This is a genomic window from Streptomyces sp. NPDC055506 (genome assembly GCF_053643595.1).
In genome coordinates this window covers 13,213-31,593 of record NZ_JBSHKH010000047.1, presented here as the reverse complement: position 1 = coordinate 31,593, position 18,381 = coordinate 13,213, and the positions used below count along the sequence as shown (strand labels likewise).

Annotated in this window: 17 protein-coding genes; 10 read left to right on the top strand and 7 right to left on the bottom strand. The window is 71.1% G+C overall.

Annotation, left to right across the window (positions count from 1 at the left end):
* On the bottom strand, positions 1-2,720 hold a 2,720-nt coding region (locus ACWIF2_RS19550; protein ID WP_454361764.1), incomplete at its 3' end, for a tetratricopeptide repeat protein.
* 208 nt (positions 2,721-2,928) lie between these two features.
* The gene (locus ACWIF2_RS19545; protein WP_454361762.1) at positions 2,929-3,525 is read right to left on the bottom strand and encodes a TIGR03086 family metal-binding protein; all 597 of its coding nucleotides are present in this window, start codon (positions 3,523-3,525) and stop codon (positions 2,929-2,931) included.
* Positions 3,526-3,665: 140 nt separating this feature from the next.
* Between ACWIF2_RS19545 and ACWIF2_RS19540 the strand changes: the two genes are divergently transcribed.
* Complete coding sequence (locus ACWIF2_RS19540; protein ID WP_454361760.1) at positions 3,666-3,758, top strand: hypothetical protein; 93 nt, start codon at positions 3,666-3,668, stop codon at positions 3,756-3,758.
* Between the two features lie 133 nt (positions 3,759-3,891).
* Positions 3,892-5,130, top strand: coding sequence for an MFS transporter (locus tag ACWIF2_RS19535; RefSeq protein ID WP_454361759.1), 1,239 nt, complete (start codon positions 3,892-3,894; stop codon positions 5,128-5,130).
* A gap of 216 nt (positions 5,131-5,346) precedes the next feature.
* Here the strand turns inward: ACWIF2_RS19535 and ACWIF2_RS19530 are convergent, their stop codons facing one another.
* Positions 5,347-6,513 (bottom strand): hypothetical protein, encoded by a 1,167-nt coding sequence (locus ACWIF2_RS19530; RefSeq protein ID WP_454361758.1) that lies wholly within the window; start codon positions 6,511-6,513, stop codon positions 5,347-5,349.
* Positions 6,510-7,451, bottom strand: a complete 942-nt coding sequence (locus ACWIF2_RS19525) for a 5-dehydro-4-deoxyglucarate dehydratase (RefSeq protein ID WP_454361757.1) — start codon at positions 7,449-7,451, stop codon at positions 6,510-6,512. Before ACWIF2_RS19525 ends, ACWIF2_RS19530 begins: the two co-directional genes overlap by 4 nt.
* A gap of 222 nt (positions 7,452-7,673) precedes the next feature.
* Here ACWIF2_RS19525 and ACWIF2_RS19520 point away from each other — a divergent pair, with 222 nt between their 5' ends.
* The 8 genes from ACWIF2_RS19520 to ACWIF2_RS19485 all read left to right on the top strand — a co-directional run bounded on the left by ACWIF2_RS19520 (position 7,674) and on the right by ACWIF2_RS19485 (position 15,468).
* Positions 7,674-8,483 (top strand): NAD-dependent epimerase/dehydratase family protein, encoded by an 810-nt coding sequence (locus ACWIF2_RS19520; RefSeq protein WP_454361756.1) that lies wholly within the window; start codon positions 7,674-7,676, stop codon positions 8,481-8,483.
* 289 nt (positions 8,484-8,772) lie between these two features.
* Entirely contained in the window at positions 8,773-9,540 is a 768-nt protein-coding gene (locus ACWIF2_RS19515) for a DeoR/GlpR family DNA-binding transcription regulator (RefSeq protein WP_454361755.1), read from the top strand.
* An 82-nt stretch (positions 9,541-9,622) separates the two neighbouring features.
* On the top strand, positions 9,623-10,996 hold the full coding sequence (locus ACWIF2_RS19510; protein WP_454361754.1) for an ABC transporter substrate-binding protein: 1,374 nt from the start codon (positions 9,623-9,625) through the stop codon (positions 10,994-10,996).
* Complete coding sequence (locus ACWIF2_RS19505; protein ID WP_382499680.1) at positions 10,993-11,934, top strand: carbohydrate ABC transporter permease; 942 nt, start codon at positions 10,993-10,995, stop codon at positions 11,932-11,934. The genes ACWIF2_RS19510 and ACWIF2_RS19505 overlap by 4 nt, the downstream gene beginning before the upstream one ends.
* On the top strand, positions 11,931-12,755 hold the full coding sequence (locus ACWIF2_RS19500; RefSeq protein WP_382499678.1) for a carbohydrate ABC transporter permease: 825 nt from the start codon (positions 11,931-11,933) through the stop codon (positions 12,753-12,755). Before ACWIF2_RS19505 ends, ACWIF2_RS19500 begins: the two co-directional genes overlap by 4 nt.
* Positions 12,752-13,741 (top strand): zinc-dependent alcohol dehydrogenase family protein, encoded by a 990-nt coding sequence (locus tag ACWIF2_RS19495; protein ID WP_454361753.1) that lies wholly within the window; start codon positions 12,752-12,754, stop codon positions 13,739-13,741. Before ACWIF2_RS19500 ends, ACWIF2_RS19495 begins: the two co-directional genes overlap by 4 nt.
* A 235-nt stretch (positions 13,742-13,976) precedes the next feature.
* On the top strand, positions 13,977-14,198 hold the full coding sequence (locus ACWIF2_RS19490; protein ID WP_454361752.1) for a hypothetical protein: 222 nt from the start codon (positions 13,977-13,979) through the stop codon (positions 14,196-14,198).
* A 64-nt stretch (positions 14,199-14,262) separates the two neighbouring features.
* Positions 14,263-15,468, top strand: coding sequence for a TerD family protein (locus ACWIF2_RS19485; protein ID WP_454361798.1), 1,206 nt, complete (start codon positions 14,263-14,265; stop codon positions 15,466-15,468).
* Positions 15,469-15,589: 121 nt separating this feature from the next.
* On the opposite strand, the gene ACWIF2_RS19480 is transcribed toward ACWIF2_RS19485, so the two are convergent.
* The 3 genes from ACWIF2_RS19480 to ACWIF2_RS19470 all read right to left on the bottom strand — a co-directional run bounded on the left by ACWIF2_RS19480 (position 15,590) and on the right by ACWIF2_RS19470 (position 18,380).
* Positions 15,590-16,165 (bottom strand): TetR/AcrR family transcriptional regulator, encoded by a 576-nt coding sequence (locus ACWIF2_RS19480; RefSeq protein ID WP_454361751.1) that lies wholly within the window; start codon positions 16,163-16,165, stop codon positions 15,590-15,592.
* A gap of 333 nt (positions 16,166-16,498) precedes the next feature.
* Positions 16,499-17,371 (bottom strand): carbohydrate ABC transporter permease, encoded by an 873-nt coding sequence (locus ACWIF2_RS19475; RefSeq protein WP_454361750.1) that lies wholly within the window; start codon positions 17,369-17,371, stop codon positions 16,499-16,501.
* Positions 17,361-18,380, bottom strand: a complete 1,020-nt coding sequence (locus ACWIF2_RS19470; RefSeq protein WP_454361749.1) for a carbohydrate ABC transporter permease — start codon at positions 18,378-18,380, stop codon at positions 17,361-17,363. Before ACWIF2_RS19470 ends, ACWIF2_RS19475 begins: the two co-directional genes overlap by 11 nt.
* Position 18,381: the final 1 nt, after the last annotated feature.

The window sequence follows — 18,381 nt, the reverse complement described above, 5'->3', positions numbered from 1 at the left end:
TCCAGAGCCCACACATAGGCCGGATCAAGAGCCAGCGCCGCCGTGAAATCGGCCACCGCCTCCTCGAAACGCCCCGCCTGACGATGCGCCGCCCCCCGCTCCGCCAAGGCCCAATCCAGCGTGGGGTCCACCGCGAGGGCGGCGGAGAGGTCGGCGATCGCGTCGTCGAGGCGGCCGGCCTCACGGTGCGCCTGGCCCCGGGACGCGAGGGTCCACATCGAAGCGGAGTCGATGTCCAGTGCGGCGGTGAAGTCGATGATCGCCTCCTCGAAGCGGCCGGCCTCCCGGTGGGCTTCGCCACGGTGGGAGAGGGCCCAGGCGTAGGAAGGGTTGATGGCCATGGCCGCCGTGAAGTCGTCGACGGCCAGGTCGTATCGGCCGTCGAGGCGGTGGGTCTCGCCTCGCTGGGCAAGGGCCCAGGCGTACGGGGGGTCGAGTTCCGCGGCGGCCGTGAGGTCCCGGACGGCCTCGGCCGTGCGGCCCGCCGCCCGATGGGCCACACCCCGCTCGGCCAGGGCCCAGGCGAGAGTCCCGTTCAGTTCTAGAGCCGCGGTGAAGTCGGCGACGGCCTCCTCGTGACGCCCGGCCGCCGCGTGGACCAGCCCGCGCTGGGCGCGAGCCCACGCGTATGTGGGATCGATCTCCAGGGCAGCCGTGAAGTCGGCGATCGCGGCGTCGTGGCGACCCGCATGCGAGTGCACCAGCGCGCGGTGGGGCAGGACGTCCGCGGCGAGGCCGGCATCGAGACCCAGGGAATTTGTGAAATCCGCCAGGGCCTCCCCGTAACGGGCCGCCGCACGGTGGACTTCACCACGGGAGGCGAGGGCCCGCGCCATGGTCGGGTCGAGTTCGAGGGCGGCTGTCAGATCGGCGACGGCCTCCTCGTTGCGGCCCGCCTGACCGTTGGCTTCGCCCCGCCGGGCCAGGGACCAGGCATCCGTGGGATCGAGTGTGAGCGCGGTCGTGAGGTCGCTGATCGCCTGGTCCGAGTGGTCGAGCCAGCGATGCAGGTCGCCTCGGTAGGCCCAGGCCCGGGCGTTGCGCGGATCCGTGGCGACGGCCAGGTCCAGCGCCTGGGCGGCTTCGTCGTCGCGGTCCGCGAGATAGAGCTGCCGGCCGCGGTAGGTGTGGACCCAGGCACGGGCGGAGGTGTCCAGGCCACCGTGGGCCAGCAGGGCGGCCAGGGCGGCGAGCAGGGGCTGGGCGTCCGCGGCGGCGCTCTGGAGCCGTTCGGCCCAGGCGAGAAGGGCCGGATCGGCGCTGTCGCGCGCGGCCTGCGCGAAGCCGTCGGTCCACTGCCGAAGGATCTCGGCGTCCTGGCCGGCGGCGTGGACGGCCTCCTCCAGCGTGCCCGGCAGCTGGGCGGCGGGATTCGCGCACAGCCGGTGGTACGTCTCGTCCAGCCGGTGCCTGCGCCATCTGGGGTCACCCCAGCGTTTGGCCTCGGGCAGCCCCTGCTCGGCGGCGGCGCGCCAGACGGCGTGCGCGTCCGCCAGCCGTGTGTGCGCGGTGGTCCAGCGCTGGGGAGAGTGGGCGCGCTGCTGACGGACCATGCTCGCGCGCACCACGGCGTGGTACTGCTTGAAGTCGCCGCGACCGCTGACGAACGGCTGCTCGCACAACCACTGCCAGAGCCCGTGGGCCTCGGCAGGTACGGCGGTGGCGAAGATGTCCTCGTTCAGCTGCGGTGCGAACGCGCACGCCAGTACCGTCTCGCGTTGCCGCGCGTCGGTGATCCACCGCACGAACCGTTCGACCGCCACGTCCGCCACGTTCCCGTCGGCGGCGACGTCCTCGGCCGCCGCCGGCCGGGTCAGGGCGAGGAGTTCCACCAGCAGGGGCAGCCCCATCGACAGCTGCAGCACCGCCTCCACCACGTCGGGTTCCGTCACGCCCCGGGCAGCGAGCAGCGCCCTCGTCTCCGCGGCGGTGAACACGTCGAGCGGGACGTCCGCCACAAGAGCCCGCAGCGGAGCCCACTCCCGTTCCGCGAGCTCGTCGCGTCCGGCCAGTACCACCATCACGTTGACGGGTAACGGCCCGAACGCGTCCTCGAGCAGGTCGCGCAGCCACCCGTCCAGGTAGCGGCCGGTCACTTCCCAGGTGTCGAGGAACAGCACGACCCACGGGTACCGGCCGCAGAGCCGGCCCAGTTCCGAGACGAACGCCCGGCTCACCTCGGCCGCGTCGCTCGCCCGGGCCCGGCGGGTGCGAGTCCGGGCACCGGAGCGGAGCCGGTCGAGGCCCTGAGCCGCGGCGTCGGGGCTGGCCATCGCGGCGACGGGGGCGGCGCCCGGTATCAGCGAAACGGCCCCCAAGGCGGCCTGCGCCACCACCCTGCTGGACACCGAGGCGTCCCCCTCGGCCGGCACAGGCTCGACGGCGGCCTCCTGCTCCCGGCGGTACTGTTCGGCCGCCCGGTCGTACTCCTTGAGCGGGCCCGCCTGCGCGGCCAGTTGCCGCGCCAGCTCCGACAGGGCTTGCTGCACGCCGTGGACGTCGCCCTCGTCCACCACCGCGGTCACCGCGCCCGCGCGCCGGGCGGCCTCCTGCCATTGGCGCAGCAGCGTGGACTTGCCCACGCCGCCCACGCCGCGCACATGGAACAGGAACTCGGCCGGGTCCTCCTCCGAATGCGGGTCCTTCCCCAGGTTCTCCGCGAACAGCGACAGCTGCGCCCGCCGGCCCACGAAGCGTGCCCGTGTGCGCTGCCGGATCATTTCCCCCCGCGACCGGCTGCGCTGCGCCGAGCCCGCCATGCCCCACCCCGTTCCGACCACCGCTTCGTGTGCCGTCTCCCCCTGACATTCTGCCGCGCCGAACGGGGCGTGGGGCGGTGAAGCGGGCGTGGACGTCACGCCGTTCGGTCCGGGCGCACCCGCGTCGGGGGCTGCCCGCCGGCCGCTGCCGCGAGTCGGCCCCGGCTCCTCAGGCCACGCGCGTCCACCCCGGCTCCCGTCCGCTCAGCCCCACCGCCCGGTCCAGCAGCGCCGCGTCCGCCTCGACGGGTACGACGGGGCCGAAGATCTCGCCGCGGTCGGGGTCGTCGGCCGCCGCCGCGAGGAAGTCGTGGCAGATTCGGAGCGCGGCCGGGTCGGGAGCGTAGTGCTGGCCGGTCGCACGGGCCAGGTCCCAGCCGTGGATCACCAGCTCGTCGGTCGCGACCAGGCCCGCGATCTCGCCGGGCATGTCCACGCTTCCGGCGCGGGTCATACCGCTCCACGCGGCCGGGTCCCGCCAGGCTTCGGCCAGCTCGCCGAGCACCTTGGGCAGCTCCTCGCGCCAGCCCTGCCCGAGCTCGGGCACGGCGGAGTCCGGGCGGGTGTCGGTCGTGACGCCCAGGTCCTTGCGGCCGGCGTCGCGGAAGGCGACGGCGAGCCCGGCCAGGTGGGCCAGGATGTTGCGCACCGCGTACTCGGGGCAGGGCGTCGGCTCCGTCAGTTGCTCGTCGGTGACGCCCTCGGCGAGGCGTGCCACGACCGCCGCCTGCGGTCCGAGGTCGAGGGTCGGGGTCGTGTCGGTCATCGGCTGCTCCTCCTGATGTCCTGATGTCGCTCCTGGGAGGTAGACCGACACCGGCCACGGAACTCATCGCTTCGGAATCGTGACCCCTGGCCCGGCCAACCTAATTCGACCTCCGCCCGGGCGGTGCCTACCGGATCGCGATGCAGCCCCCGGAAGGCGAGCTGTTCTACCTGGTGGGCGAATACATCAAGGTCGATCCGCCGGTAGGCCTGTCGTACACCAAGACTGTCTGACGTCGGTGTCGTACAGCGACAGCGTCACCACCGTCTCCCGGTCCTCGGGATCGGGATCCTCCCAGCGGAAGCGCCGGAATTAGGGCACTCTCCCGATCCCTCCGCACGGTCCTTAGTCCCACGATGGCCAGGCATGACGACCAAGACGACCTGGCCTCTGGTGCGCGTCCTGCGCGACCGCGACGCGGGGCTCTGCCTCTCCTCGGTGGTGGTCTCCGGCTTCGGCACCTCGGCCCTGTGGCTGGTGTCCGGTGTATGGGTCAAGGACCTCACCGGCTCGGACGGCCTGGCCGCGCTGTGCATGCTCGCCATGTGGCTGCCGACCCTGGCGGGCCCGCTGCTGGGCGCCCTTGCCGACCGTGGCCGCCGCAAGCCGCTGCTGATCGGCGTGAACGTGCTCCTGGGCACCCTCCTGCTCACCCTCGTGAGCGTCGACGCCCCGGGCGACTTATGGCTGCTGTACGCGGTGCTGTTCCTCTACGGCGCGGCGGGCGTCGTCCATGACGCGGCCGAGTCGGCGCTCGTGGCGACCGCCGTCGCCCCGGCCCTGCTCGGCGACTTCAACGGCCTGCGCATGACGGCCAACGAGGGCATGAAACTCCTGGCCCCGCTGGCGGGTGCGGGCCTTTACGCGGCGTACGGCGGTGCGGGTGTCGCCCTCCTGGACGCGGCCACGTTCGTGCTGGCCACTGGGCTGTACGCGCTGCTCCGGGCGCGGGAGGAGAGGCCCGCGCCGCCCACCGGAGACGGGCGGAAGCGGACCGCCGAGGGCGCCCGCCATCTATGGGCGCACCCCGTACTGCGCCCCCTGGTCCTGGCGGGCGGCGCGACCATGCTCTGCGCCGGAGTGAACGGGGCGATGATCTACGCCGTCGTCGACGACCTCGGGCACTCCCCCGCGTACGCCGGTGTGCTGTACGCCGTGCAGGGCGCCGGGTCGGTCGCGGTGGGCCTGCTGTCCGGCACGGCCCTGCGCCACCTGGGCGAGCGGCGCTTCGCGGCGTACGGCATCGGACTGCTGGCCGTCGCGGTGGCCCTGCGGGCGGTGCCGTCCGACCCGCTGGCGCTGGTGTCCGGCGCGGCGATCGGCGCGGGCCTGCCCGCAGTGCTGATCGCCACGCTGACCTCGGTGCAACGCGAGACCCCCGGCCCACTGCTCGGCCGGGTCACCGCCACGGCCAACACGCTGGTGTACGCCCCGAACGTGATCGGACTGGCCACCGGAGCGGCCCTGGTCGAGCTGACCGGCCACCGGCTGGTGCTGGTGACTCTGGGGGCGGCCCTGCTGACGACGGCGGCCCTGCTGCTTCAGCGCCCGGCAATGACGGAACGGACCATGCCGAGGTCACCCTCGAACGCCGACCCGGCGTGACAGAGCCACAGTTCGACGGCGCCGAGCCACCCGGACGGCTCCTGGCCGGGCCGGGCCCGCCACCGGCCAGTGCCGGCGGCCCTGGGCACAGCCCTCCTGGCTACAGCGGCCCCGCTGCTTCAGCGCCCGGCGAGGACCGAGCGGACCGCCTCCAGATCACAGCCCGACGCCGACCCGGCGTGACCAGTGACGCCCCCCCGGGGCGCCCCGGCTGCTTCAGCGCCCCGCGAGCACAGCACGGACCGCCTCCAGGTCCCCGTCGGACGCCAACCCGGCGTGATAGAGCCGCAGTTCCGTGGCGCCGGAGTGGTGGGCCTCGGCCGCGTCGGTGGCGAGGGTGGCGGGGCTGCCGCCCATGCCGGAGACGACGGGGAAGTTGGCGGCGATGACGGCGCCCTCATCGCCCTGGCTCGCGAACGGCGTCAGGGTGCCGGTGCCGCCCGCGCAGGGCACGACCACGCCGTCCGCGACGGACAGGATGTGCGCCGGGTCGACGCCGGGGTTGGCACCGACGTGGTAGGACACCGGGTCCGCGTGCAGCAGCACCTGGAAACCGTCGGAGGCGGCTGCCCGGACCGCCGCGACGGCCTGCTCCTGGAGCGTGCGGGCGGTGTCGTCGCGCCACGCGCGCGTGGTGTGCGCGAGCGTCTCACCGAGGAGCTTCTCGATGCCCGTCCAGCCCCCGTCGGAGGGCGCCGCCCCCTGCCAGACCGGCTCCAGCGCGGTCCGTACGGCGGCGGCCAGCTCGTCGGCGTCCAGGCCGTGCCGGCCGTAGCCCTCCCGGCAGGCCGGGCAGAAGCAGAGCGCCATCAGGTACTCCCCGGCGTCCCCGAGGCCGACGCCGCCGGTCTTGTCGTGGGCGTGCAGATGCTGCAGTCCGTACCAGCCGAGGGACTCCAGCTCGGTGCCGCGTGCCCCGGGCCGTACGGCCGCCTCCGCCGCCAGGTCGGTCAGGTACGCGCGCGTGGCGGGCTGGGCGATGCACGGCGCCCAGGGGTAGCGGTCGCCGTAGGCGTTGACGACCGAGGTGTCCGGGTGCTCGGCGCCCATCCGGGAGTTGTGCGCGAGGACGACCCAGGTGTGCACCTCCAGACCGGCGTCCGCGAGAGCGACGGCGGCCTCCCCGAAGGCGTCCCCGGGGGCCCAGTCACCGGCCGCGTAGGGGCGCAGGTCCCGCCCCGCCCAGCGGTCGTCCGCCGGGTAGAGCACGGAGGCGTGCTCGGCGGTGACGATGCGGTGGCGCGGGTGGCGTGGCGTGAGGGCACGCGTGGAGTGGTAGGCGGCGGCGAGCGTCACCTGCTCCACGCCGAGCGCGGCTATCCGCGTGGGCGCCTCCGGGTCCCCGTTGACGTCCCAGGGGTAGACGAATGCCGACGCCTTCATTTGGCCTCCTCCAGCAGCGCATAGCCGCGTTCGATCAGTTCGGCGAGCTGCTTGACATGGTCCTCGGTCGGCTCGTGCAGCGGGGGCCGCACCTCACCGACGTCGAGGCCGCGCAGCCGTACGCCGGCCTTGACGAGGGCGACGGCGTAGCCGCGGCCCTGGGCGCGCAGTTCGACGAACGGGCGGAAGAAGCCGTCCAGCAGCTTTTCCACGGTCCGTTCGTCGCCGTTCCCGAGGGCCTGGTGGAAGGCGAGGGCGAGCTCGGGCGCGAAGCAGAACACGGCGGAGGAGTAGAGCGTGACGCCGAGGGCGCGGTAGGCGAGCTGGGTCTGCTCGGCGGTCGGCAGGCCGTTGAAGTACAGGAAGTCGCCCGGCACCTCCGAGCGCACGGCGCTGATGACGCGCTGCATGAGGTCGAGGTCGCCGAGCCCGTCCTTGAGGCCGATGATCCCGTCCGTACGGGCCAGTTCGACGACGGTCTCCGGGGTGAAGACAGCGTTGTCGCGCTGGTAGACGACGACGGGCAGGGAGGTCGCGGCGGCCACCTCCCGGTAGTGCCGCAGCAGCCCCTCCTGCCCGGCGACGACGAGGTAGGGCGGCATGGCGAGCAGCCCGTCCGCCCCGGCGGCCTCGGCGAGGCGGGCGTAGCGCACGGCGAGCGCGGTGCCGTATCCGGCGCCCGCGACGACCGGCACCCGCCCTTCGGCCGCTTCGACGGCCGCCCGGACGCAGCGCTCGAACTCCTCGGGCGTGAGCGCGTGGAACTCGCCGGTGCCGCAGCAGGCGAACACGGCGGCGGCTCCGGCCTCGACCCCGCGGCGCACATGCGTGCGGTAGGCGTCGAGGTCCACGGAGCCGTCGGGGCCGTACGCGGTGACCGGGAAGAACAGCGGCCCGCTGGGAAGGCTGAGTCGAGCGGCGAGAGGGGCTGACGTCACGAGCTCTCCCGGTTCCATATTCATGATTGGCGTCTATATTTCTGAACACCTCCACGCTAAGGCGCCGCATCGGTGCCGGTCAAGCACACGAACCCGCGACGCACCAGCGGATTTACCCTCACCGCGGCATACTTGACGAGCTCCACCCCGGCTCCTTAGCGTGTCCACGAATATGAATGCCGTGCGTCCATGTACACGGTGCCGATTCAAGGAGAACCGAGGATGCCCGCTCCCCGCACCGTTCTGCTCACCGGCGCCGCCGGCGGCCTCGGCACCCTGATGCGGGACCTGCTCCCGGCCTACGGCTACGAGCTGCGCCTGCTCGACCTGCGCCCGATCGAGGACGCGCCGGACGCGATCGTCGCCGACCTCGGCGACAAGGACGCCCTGCGCGAGGCCGTCCGGGGAGTCGACGCGATCATCCACCTCGCGGGCATCTCCCTGGAAGCCCCCTTCGAGAAGATCCTCAAGGCGAACATCGAGGGCACCTACCACCTGTACGAGGCCGCCCGCGAGGAGGGCGTCGGCCGGATCGTGTTCGCCTCCTCCAACCACGCGGTCGGCTACACCCCGCGCCCCCAGGGCGACGGCCCGCTCATCCCCATCGACACCCCGCACCGCCCGGACACCTTCTACGGCCTGTCCAAGTCCTTCGGCGAGGACCTCGCGCAGTTCTACTGGGACAAGCACGGGATCGAGACGGTCTCGGTGCGCATCGGCTCCTGCTTCGCCGAGCCGACCAGCGTCCGCATGCTGTCGGTGTGGATGAGCCCGGCCGACGGCGCCCGCCTCTTCCACGCGACCCTGACCGCCGAGAACGTCGGCCACACCGTCGTCTACGGCTCCTCCGCCAACACCCGGCTCTGGTGGGACCTCGGCACGGCACGCGCGCTCGGCTACGACCCCCAGGACGACTCCGAGCCCTTCGCCGAGAAGCTGATCGCCGAGCAGGGCGAACTGGAGGACGGCAACGAGGCCCACGCCTACCTCGGCGGCCCGTTCGTGACGGACCCGCCGATCTGGCCGTACTGACCGGAAGACAGCACCTCCGGCAACGGGCGGGCAGCAAACGGACCCGCCCGCTCGGGCATTCGGGCAACGCCGCCAGGGGCGCGGGGAACTGCGCGACCAGCCACAACGCGCCCGCAGGCAGCAACGACCTCCCCCTGGCCCACCGCGCGGGCCAAAGACCGAACGGGCACACACGGGCAGGATCGCGCCCGCAACAGACCTGGCCACCGTCGACCACCCGCTGTAGAACTTCCCCCATGGCCCGACCGAGGGCCCGAACGGGCAGCACAGCAGGAGGCGGGTGACGGCCATGAACAGAACCGCGGAAGAACGTCAGCGCGAGATCGTGCTCGTCGCACGGCGTGACGGCGCCGTCGACGTCACCGCCCTCGCCACCGAGCTGGGCGTGGCCAAGGAGACCGTACGGCGGGATCTGCGCGTCCTGGAGGACCACGGCCTGCTCCGCCGCACCCATGGCGGCGCCTACCCCGTGGAGAGCGCCGGCTTCGAGACGACGCTCGCCTTCCGGGCCACCAGCCACGTCCCCGAGAAGCGCAGGATCGCGGCCGCCGCGGCCGAGCTGCTCGGGGACGCCGAGACCGTCTTCGTCGACGAGGGCTTCACCCCGCAGCTCATCGCCGAAGCACTCCCCAGGGACCGGCCGCTGACCGTGGTCACCGCGTCCCTGCCGGTCGCGGGCGCGCTCGCCGAGACCGACACCGTCTCCGTGCTGCTGCTCGGCGGCCGGGTCCGCTCCGGCACCCTCGCCACCGTCGACCACTGGACGACGAAGATGCTGGCCGGCTTCGTCGTCGACCTGGCGTTCATCGGCGCCAACGGCATCTCCCGCGAACACGGCCTCACCACCCCCGACCCGGCCGTCAGCGAGGTCAAGACGCAGGCGATCCGGGCCGCCCGCCGCACGGTCTTCGCGGGCGTGCACACCAAGTTCGGAGCGGTCAGCTTCTGCCGGTTCGCCGAGATCGGCGCACTGGAGACGATCGTGACGAGCACCCTGCTGCCGACGGCCGAAGCCCACCGCTACTCACTGCTCGGACCCCAGGTCATCCGGGTCTGACACCACACGGACCCTCGTCCCCCAGCGGGCGCGGTCACGCCCTGTGCTGCCCCTTATCTCCCCATATATCCAGGAGCGATCCATGCGAACCCAGAGCCGACGACGGCCACCGCGAGCCACGCTCGCCGCGGCCGCCGCAGGGACGCTGCTCGCCCCGCTGCTCTCCGGCTGCTGGGTCGGCGCGGGCGGGGCCGGATCCGGCGGCGACGCCATCAACGTCCTCATGGTCAACAACCCCCAGATGGTCGAGCTGCAGAAGCTCACCCGCGCCCACTTCACCGAAGAGACCGGCATCAAGGTCAACTTCACGGTCCTGCCCGAGAACGACGTCCGCGACAAGATCAGCCAGGACTTCGCCAACCAGGCCGGCCAGTACGACGTCGCCACCCTGTCCAACTACGAGATACCGATCTACGCCCGCAACGGCTGGCTGCACGAGATGAACGGCTACGTGGCCAAGGACCCGGCCTATGACGAGCGGGACGTCCTGAAGCCGATGCGCCAGTCCCTCACCGCGGAGGACGGCAAGCTCTACGGCCAGCCCTTCTACGGCGAGTCGTCGTTCCTGATGTACCGCAAGGACGTGTTCGAGAAGAAGGGCCTGACGATGCCCGCGCACCCCACCTGGCAGCAGGTGGCGGACCTCGCGGCGAAGGCGGACGGCGCCGAACCGGGTATGAAGGGCATCTGCCTGCGCGGCCTGCCCGGCTGGGGCGAGGTCATGGCGCCCCTGACCACGGTCGTGAACACCTTCGGCGGCACCTGGTTCGACAAGAACTGGAAGGCGCAGCTCGACTCACCGGCCTTCGAGAAGGCGACGAAGTTCTATGTCGACCTGGTGCGCGAGCACGGCGAGTCCGGTGCCGCCCAGTCCGGCTTCGCCGAGTGCCTGAACAACATGACGCAGGGCAAGGTCGCCATGTGGTACGACGCCACCTCCGCGGCCGGATCCCTGGAGGCGGCGAACTCCCCGGTCAAGGGCAAGGTCGGCTACGCCCCCGCCCCCGTGGAGAAGACCGACTCCTCCGGCTGGCTCTACACCTGGGCCTGGGGCATCCAGAAGTCCTCCCGCAACCCGGACAACGCCTGGAAGTTCGTCTCCTGGGCGTCCGGCAAGGGCTACGAGGAACTGGTCGGGGACAAGGCCGGCTGGTCGAACGTCCCGGCCGGCAAGCGGGCGTCGACCTACGCCAACGCCGACTACCGCAAGGAGGCCGCCGCCTTCCAGGAGATGACCAAGGAGGCCATCGAGAAGGCCCGGCCCGACGATCCCGGCGTGCAGCCGCGGCCCGCGCCCGGCATCCAGTTCGTCGGCATCCCCGAGTTCACCGACCTCGGCACCAAGGTCTCCCAGGAGATCAGCGCGGCCATCGCCGGACGCCAGTCCGTCGAATCGGCCCTCAAGAAGTCTCAGGCGCTCGCCGAGAAGATCTCCGAGGAGTACGAGGGACGATGACCGCCACGACAACGGCCCCCGTGGCCTCCCCCGAGATACGCAACCCCGTCCGCCGGCCCTCCGCCCGGCTGCGTGCGTGGGCCACCCGGGCCCCGCTGCTGCCCGCCCTGATCTTCATGGTCGTCGTCACCCAGCTGCCCTTCGTGGCCACGCTGGTGATCTCCTTCTTCGACTGGAACGCCCTCTATCCCGACGCCCGGCACTTCACCGGCCTCGACAACTACCAGGAGGTCCTCACCGACGCGGACCTGCGCCACTCGGTGTGGACGACCGTGCTGCTGACGGTGGCCGTGGTCCTGGCCAGCCTGGTGCTGGGACTCGTCCTCGCCCTGCTGCTGGACCGGAGGTTCCGGGGCCGGGGCATCGTCCGCACCCTGCTGATCGCACCGTTCCTGGTGGTCCCGGTGGCAGCGGCCCTGCTCTGGAAGCATGTGCTCTACAACCCCGAATACGGCCTGCTCAATGGGTTGTTGCACTATGTGGGCGGCCCACAGCCCGACTGGATCTCCAACACCCCGCTGCTCGCGGTCGAGGCCTCCCTCGTCTGGCAGTGGACGCCGTTCATGATGCTGATCCTGCTCGCCGGCCTGCAGAGCCGCGACCAGGAGCAGATCGAGGCGGCCCGGGTCGACGGCGCGAGCGACTGGCAGATCTTCGTCCATCTGACGCTCCCGCATCTGCGCCGCTACCTGGAACTGGGCGCCCTGCTCGGCTCGATCTACATCGTCCAGAACTTCGACGCGGTCTTCACCATCACGTCCGGCGGCCTGGGCACCGCCAACCTCCCCTACACCGTCTACCAGAGCTTCTACCAGGCCCACGAGAACGGCCTCGCCTCGGCCGCGGGCGTCCTGGTCGTCATCGGCTCGATCATCATCGCGACCTTCGCCCTGCGCGTGGTGTCGTCCCTGTTCCGCGAGGAGGTGTCCCGCGCATGAACGTCGTACGCCGCAACAGCATGGGCCTCATGGCCTGGCTGGCCGGGATCGTGTTCTTCCTGCCCATCGCCTGGATGGCCCTGACGTCCCTCCACTCGGAAGCCGACGCGGCCACCAACCCGCCCTCCTTCGCGGCCTCCCTGACCCTGGACGGCTACCGCGAGTTCTTCGGCGCGGGCGGCGGCGCGAGCCCCTGGCCGGCGCTGATCAACTCGGCGGTCGCGTCACTGGCCTCGACCCTGCTCGTGCTGCTGCTGGCCTTCCCGGCGGCGTACGCGTTGTCGATCAACCGCGTCCGCAAGTGGACCGACGTCCTGTTCTTCTTCCTCTCCACCAAGATGCTGCCGGTGGTGGCGGGCCTGCTGCCCATCTACCTGTTCGCGAAGAACGCCGGGATGCTCGACAACATCTGGCTGCTGGTCATCCTCTACACGTCCATGAACCTGCCGATCGCGGTGTGGATGATGCAGTCCTTCCTCGCCGAGATCCCGGTCGCGGTGATCGAGGCGGCGAAGGTGGACGGGGCCAGACTGCCGACCGTCCTCGCGCGCGTGGTCGCCCCGATCGCCCTGCCCGGCATCGCCGCGACCTCCCTCATCTGCTTCATCTTCAGCTGGAACGAACTGCTCTTCGCACGGGTGCTGACCGGCGTGGTAGCCGAGACCGCCCCCGTCTTCCTGACCGGCTTCATCACCAGCCAGGGCCTGTTCCTGGCGAAGGTGTGCGCCGCGTCGCTCGTCATCTCCCTGCCGGTGCTCGCCGCGGGGTTCGCCGCCCAGGACAAGCTGGTCCAGGGCCTGTCGTTGGGAGCCGTGAAATGAAGGCCGCCGTCATCGAGTCCGTGGGCAAGGCCGTCGTCGCCGAGGTCCCGGACCCGACGCCAGGGCCGCGCGAGGTCGTCGTCGAGGTGGCCGCCTGCGGCCTCTGCGGCACCGACCTCCACATCCTGCAGGGCGAGTTCGCGCCGAAGCTGCCGATCGTGCCCGGGCACGAGTTCGCCGGCCAGGTGGTCGGGGTCGGCACCCAGGTCACCGAGGTGTCGGTGGGCGACCGGGTCGCGGTCGACCCCTCGCTCTACTGCTACGAGTGCCGCTACTGCCGTACGGGCCACAACAACCTCTGCGAACGCTGGGCGGCGATCGGCGTGACGACGGCGGGCGGCGCCGCGCAGTTCGCGGTCGCGCCCGTGGCGAACTGCGTGAAGCTCCCGGACCACGTCCGCACGGAGGACGCGGCCCTCGTCGAGCCGCTGTCCTGCGCGGTACGCGGCTACGACGTCCTCCAGTCCCGCCTCGGCGCGCATGTCCTGATCTACGGCTCCGGAACGATGGGCCTGATGATGCTGGAACTGGCGAAGCGCACGGGCGCGGCGAGCGTGGACGTCGTCGACGTGAACCCGGCCCGCCTGGAGACGGCCCGCCGCCTCGGTGTCTCGGCCTCTGCGGCGAACCCCGACGAACTGGACCGGCCGCAGGGCTGGGACCTGGTCGTCGACGCGACGGGCAACGCGGCGGCGATCCAGGACGGCCTGGACCGGGTGGCGAAGGCGGGCACGTTCCTGCAGTTCGGCGTGGCCGACTACGCGACCCGCGTGACGATCGACCCGTACCGCATCTACAACCAGGAGATCACCATCACGGGCTCGATGGCCGTGCTGCACAGCTTCGAGCGGGCGGCGGAGCTGTTCGCGAACGGGGTGCTGGACCCGGAGGTCTTCATCAGCGACCGCATCCCGCTGGAGCGGTACCCGCAGGCGCTGGAGCAGTTCGCGGCCGGAGTGGGCCGGAAGATCGTCGTGGTGCCGTAGCCAGGCCTCGCGGACCGAACCGCGCGTGGGGTGCGACCCCCTCCGGCCGCACCCCACGCGTCCCCCGAACACGGCCGACACGCAAGATCCTTCCGCGCCAGTCTTGTGCAGCCGGGCCACCCAGGGGAACATCCGCCTGATGCCGATCCCCGACGGATTGATAGCGGAACGCCTATCAATGGGTGCGGGAGAAATTCGCTGGGAACACCTGTCTGCCGCCCCCTACTCTCGCGGCATGCCAAGACCCCAAGGATTCAGCTACGAGCAGCACAGCGGCGGAACCGTCCGCATCACCCACCACGGCCGCCCCGCCACCACCCTGAACGGCCCCCGGGCCGCCCAGTTCCTCACCGAGGTCGAGACCTCCGACCCCCAGCTCGTCATGGCCCGCTGGACCGGCAACTACAAGCGGGGCAACGAACACACTGCGCGCGATCATCCCCGCAATCGCCGCTGACCCGATTGGCGGCAAGGTAAGGGAACGGCAAAACCGCCTCGCTCGTTCACCCGGCATGACAGCTATGACCCCCGGCTCGAACATTCCCCTGTCCGCCGCCCGCGTGACGGTGGACGTCGCCGCCCCGGTGCGGCTCGACGTATCGGGCCTGCTGCTCACCGCCGACGGCAAGGTGCGCTCCGACGACGACTTCATCTTCTACAACCAGCCGTCGGGCCCGGGCGTGACGTACCGCTCCGGCGGCGGCACCGCGCCCGACGCGATCACGGTCGACACAGCGGCCGTACCCCCCGGCATCGAGAAGATCATCGTCACCGCCAGCCCGGATGCCGCGGGCCAGACCTTCCAGTGCGTCGAACCGACCGCCACGATCCGCAACGCGGACGACAGCTCCGTCCTGGCCTCCTTCACACCTCCGCAGCTCGGCAGCGAGACGGCCCTGGTGATCGTGGAGATCTATCTGCGCAACGGCCAGTGGAAGGCCCGCGCGGTCGGCCAGGGATACGCCAACGGCCTCGCGGGCATCGCCACGGACTTCGGTGTGACGGTGGAGGAACCGGCCGCCCCGGCCCAGCCGGTGACCCCGCCGCCGGCCCCCATGCAGCCGCCGGTGGCCCCGCCCGCCCCGCCCGTCTCCACTCCCGCGGCACCCCCGGCCCCGGCCACACCTCCCCCGCCCGCGCCCGGCACCGGGAAGATCAACCTCGACAAGGGCCGCATCAGCCTCCAGAAGAACCAGACGGTCTCCCTCGTCAAGGGCGGCCGCCCCCTGCTCTCCCAGGTCAAGATGGGCCTCGGCTGGGAGCCGGCGTACCGCGGCAAGGACATCGACCTCGACGCCTCGGTCATCGCCTACGGGCCGCAGCGCAACCACATCGACAGCTGCTACTTCGGCAAGCTCCAGATCGTCGGCGGCGCGATCAAGCACTCCGGCGACAACCTCACGGGTGAGGGCGGCGGGGACGACGAGGTGATCATGGTCGACCTCGGCCGGCTGCCGCAGGAGGTCACCGGCCTGGTCTTCACGGTCAACTCCTTCTCCGGCCAGAAGTTCACAGAGGTGGCCAAGGCCTACTGCCGCCTCCTGGACGGCACGACGGGCGAGGAACTGGTCCGCTTCGACCTCACCAGCGCCGAGCCGCAGACCGGCGTGATGATGGCCAAGCTGATCCGCCAGTTCTCCGGCGAGTGGGACATGACGGCGATGGGCGACTTCGTGAAGTCCCGCACGGTCAGAGGCATGGTCAAGCCGGCAGCCCAGGCCTTGTAAGCAACCTTCTCCCCCGCGCCCTCAGGGGCGCGGGGAACTGCGCGACAAGCTACGAACTTCCCGCACCCGGCAAAACTCCCGCACCCCTACGGCACCCGGGACCAGCAACCGGCACCGCCCCTCACACACCCCTGGGCCGCAACCCCTCCACCAACAAAATCAGATACCGCCGCACATACGCACACTCCGCATCCGCCAGCTCCGCCGCCGCGGCGACACCATGGACCAGCCGCAGGACATCGACCGGCTCGACGTCCCCCCGCAGCGCACCCGCCTCCCGCGCCGCCCCGACCAGCCGCCCCGCCGCGCCCTTCACCGAGTCACCGCACGCCGTCCCCACGGGGGAACCCGCGTCCGTGACGGCCGGGCCCAGCAGCGCCTTGAGGCCGCGCACCTCGATCAGCCCGGCGCCGAGTTCGTACAGCCACTCCACCAGCGCCTCCCCCGGCGCCAGCTCGGCGGCCAGCGCATCCGCCCGGGCCGCGATCGCCTCGATACGGTCGAGGTACACGGCCTCCAGCAGCGCGTGCCGGGTCGGGAAGTGCCGGTACAGCGTGCCGGAGCCGACCCCGGCCCGCTTCGCGATGTCATCGAGCGACGCGCTCTCCCCATGCGCGGCGAAGGCCTCCCCGGCCGCCTCCAGCAACCGCTCGTAGTTACGCCGGGCATCCGCCCGCATGGGCCTGACCTGCGCCACGCAGCCACTCCTCACGAGAACCGGGGAACCGCTCGATCCCTCTCCGTACCTTAGATCGGACCCGGAGCCGAGAACGCCGGCATGTCACGCCGGTGTCCGCCCCTTGAGGTGACGCAGTACTCCAGCCAGGTGAGGTCCTCGCGGGCCAGCCACGCTACTCCGTCGTTCACTTCCCCTCCTTCCCGCACGGCGGGGGACGGCTCCGTACGTCGCCCCCCGCCGACACCTCGCCGGGTCACCGGCGAGATGGTTCCGCCAGGGCACTACCTGATGTCGCACTTCACGATCGCCGCGAGACGACGGTTCGACAACAGGCCCTGACCAACCGGCACTTCACAGCTTCATGGCCCCCGCCGCCAGGTCCCGCAGGAAGTGCCGCGCGCCGATCAGGAACACCAGGATCAGCGGGATGACGCTCATCAAGGCGCCGGCCATCACCAGGGAGTAGTCGGTGTTGTACAGGACGTTGAGATTCGCCAGGGCGACCTGGAGGGTGACCTTGTCCGGGTCGATCATGACGACCAGGGGCCAGATGTAGTCGTTCCACAGGCCGATGAAGGTGAAGATGCCGAGAAAGGCCAGGGCCGGGCGGAACAGTGGCAGGGCGACCGTCCAGTAGAGGCGGAAGAAGCCCGCCCCGTCGATCCGCCCCGCGTCCAGCAGCTCGTCCGGCAGTGAGTTCTGGGCGTACTGGCGCATCCAGAAGATGCCGAACGCGTTCGCCGCGCTGGGGATGATCAGCGCCTTCAGCGAGCCCGCCCAGCCGAACTCGGCCATGGTGACGAACTGCGGCACCAGAGAGAGCTGCGCCGGGATCATGTACGTCACCAGCAGCATGCCGAAGAGGAACTTCTTCGCCGGGAACTCGTACTTGGCGAAGGCGAACGCGGCCAGCGAGTCGAAGAACAGCACCAGCACGGTGCCGAGCACGGCGACGACGACGGTGTTGAACAGCGAGCCGAAGAAGTCGACGGTGTCGAGCACCCGCCCCATGTTGTCCAGCAGATGCGGCCCCGGCAGCAGCTTGGGCGGGTAGCGGAAGATGTCCTGCGTGGTGCCGGAAGCCAGCACCACCAGCCAGTAGAAGGGGAAGAGCGAGACCAGCACACCGAACAGCAGGGTCGCCCGTACGCCGATACGGCTGAGCCTGCTGCCGGAGCCGATGGCCAGGCCCGCGCTGCCGGTCGTCCTGTCGTCAGCGGCCATGGCGAGCCCCCTTGCGGCGCAGCAGACCGGCGAGGCCGGGACGGCGGTCGTCGTCCGAGCCGGCGACCAGCCGCCAGTTGATGACGGTGAAGATCGCGATGATCGCGAAGAGGACCCAGCCCATCGCGGCGCCGTAGCCGAACTGGTGCTCCTTGAAGGCCTTCTGCCACAGATAGAGCACGATGGTCATCCCTTCCTGTCCCGGACCGCCCGTGGTTCCGACGTCGGTCGACTGGAAGAGCACCTGGGACTCGGTGAAGATCTGCAGGCCGTTGATGGTGGAGGTGACGGCCGCGAACAGCACCACGGGCCGCAGCTGCGGCAGTACGACCCGGAAGAGGGTCTGCCAACTGTTCGCGCCGTCGACGCGGGCGGCCTCGAAGTGCTCGGTGGGGATGGCCTGGAGGCCCGCCAGGAAGATCAGCGCGTTGTAGCCGACCCACCGCCAGATGATCATCAGGGAGACGGACGACTTGATGCCCCACTCCGAGGACAGCCAGCCGATCCCGTCCACGCCGATCGCCCGCAGCACCGCGTTGGCGAGGCCCGCCTGAGCGAAGACCGAACCGAAGACGACGGTCATGGCGACCATCGAGGTCACGTTGGGGATGAAGTACGCGACCCGGTAGACGCTGGTGAAGCGGACCTGCGAGTGCAGCAGGAACGCCAGCACCAGGGCCAGGAACAGCATCGGCACCGTCGACAGGAACCAGATCTCGAAGGTGTTGAGCACCGAGTGCCAGAACACCGAGTCCTGAAGCAGCCAGCCGTACTGCTGGAGCCCGACGTAGCGCATGTCCCCGATGCCGTCCCAGTCCTGGAAGGACAGGTAGACGGAGAAGACGATCGGGAAGGCGCCGAAGACGGCGAACAGCACGTAGAACGGGGAGATGGCGAGCAGGGGCGGGATGTGGCGCTTGCGTCCGCCCGGGGTGGTGGACTTGGTACGGCGGGCAGGCCGCCGCTCGTCGGCCGCCGGCACACCGGCCGGATCGAGAACCGTCGCCATG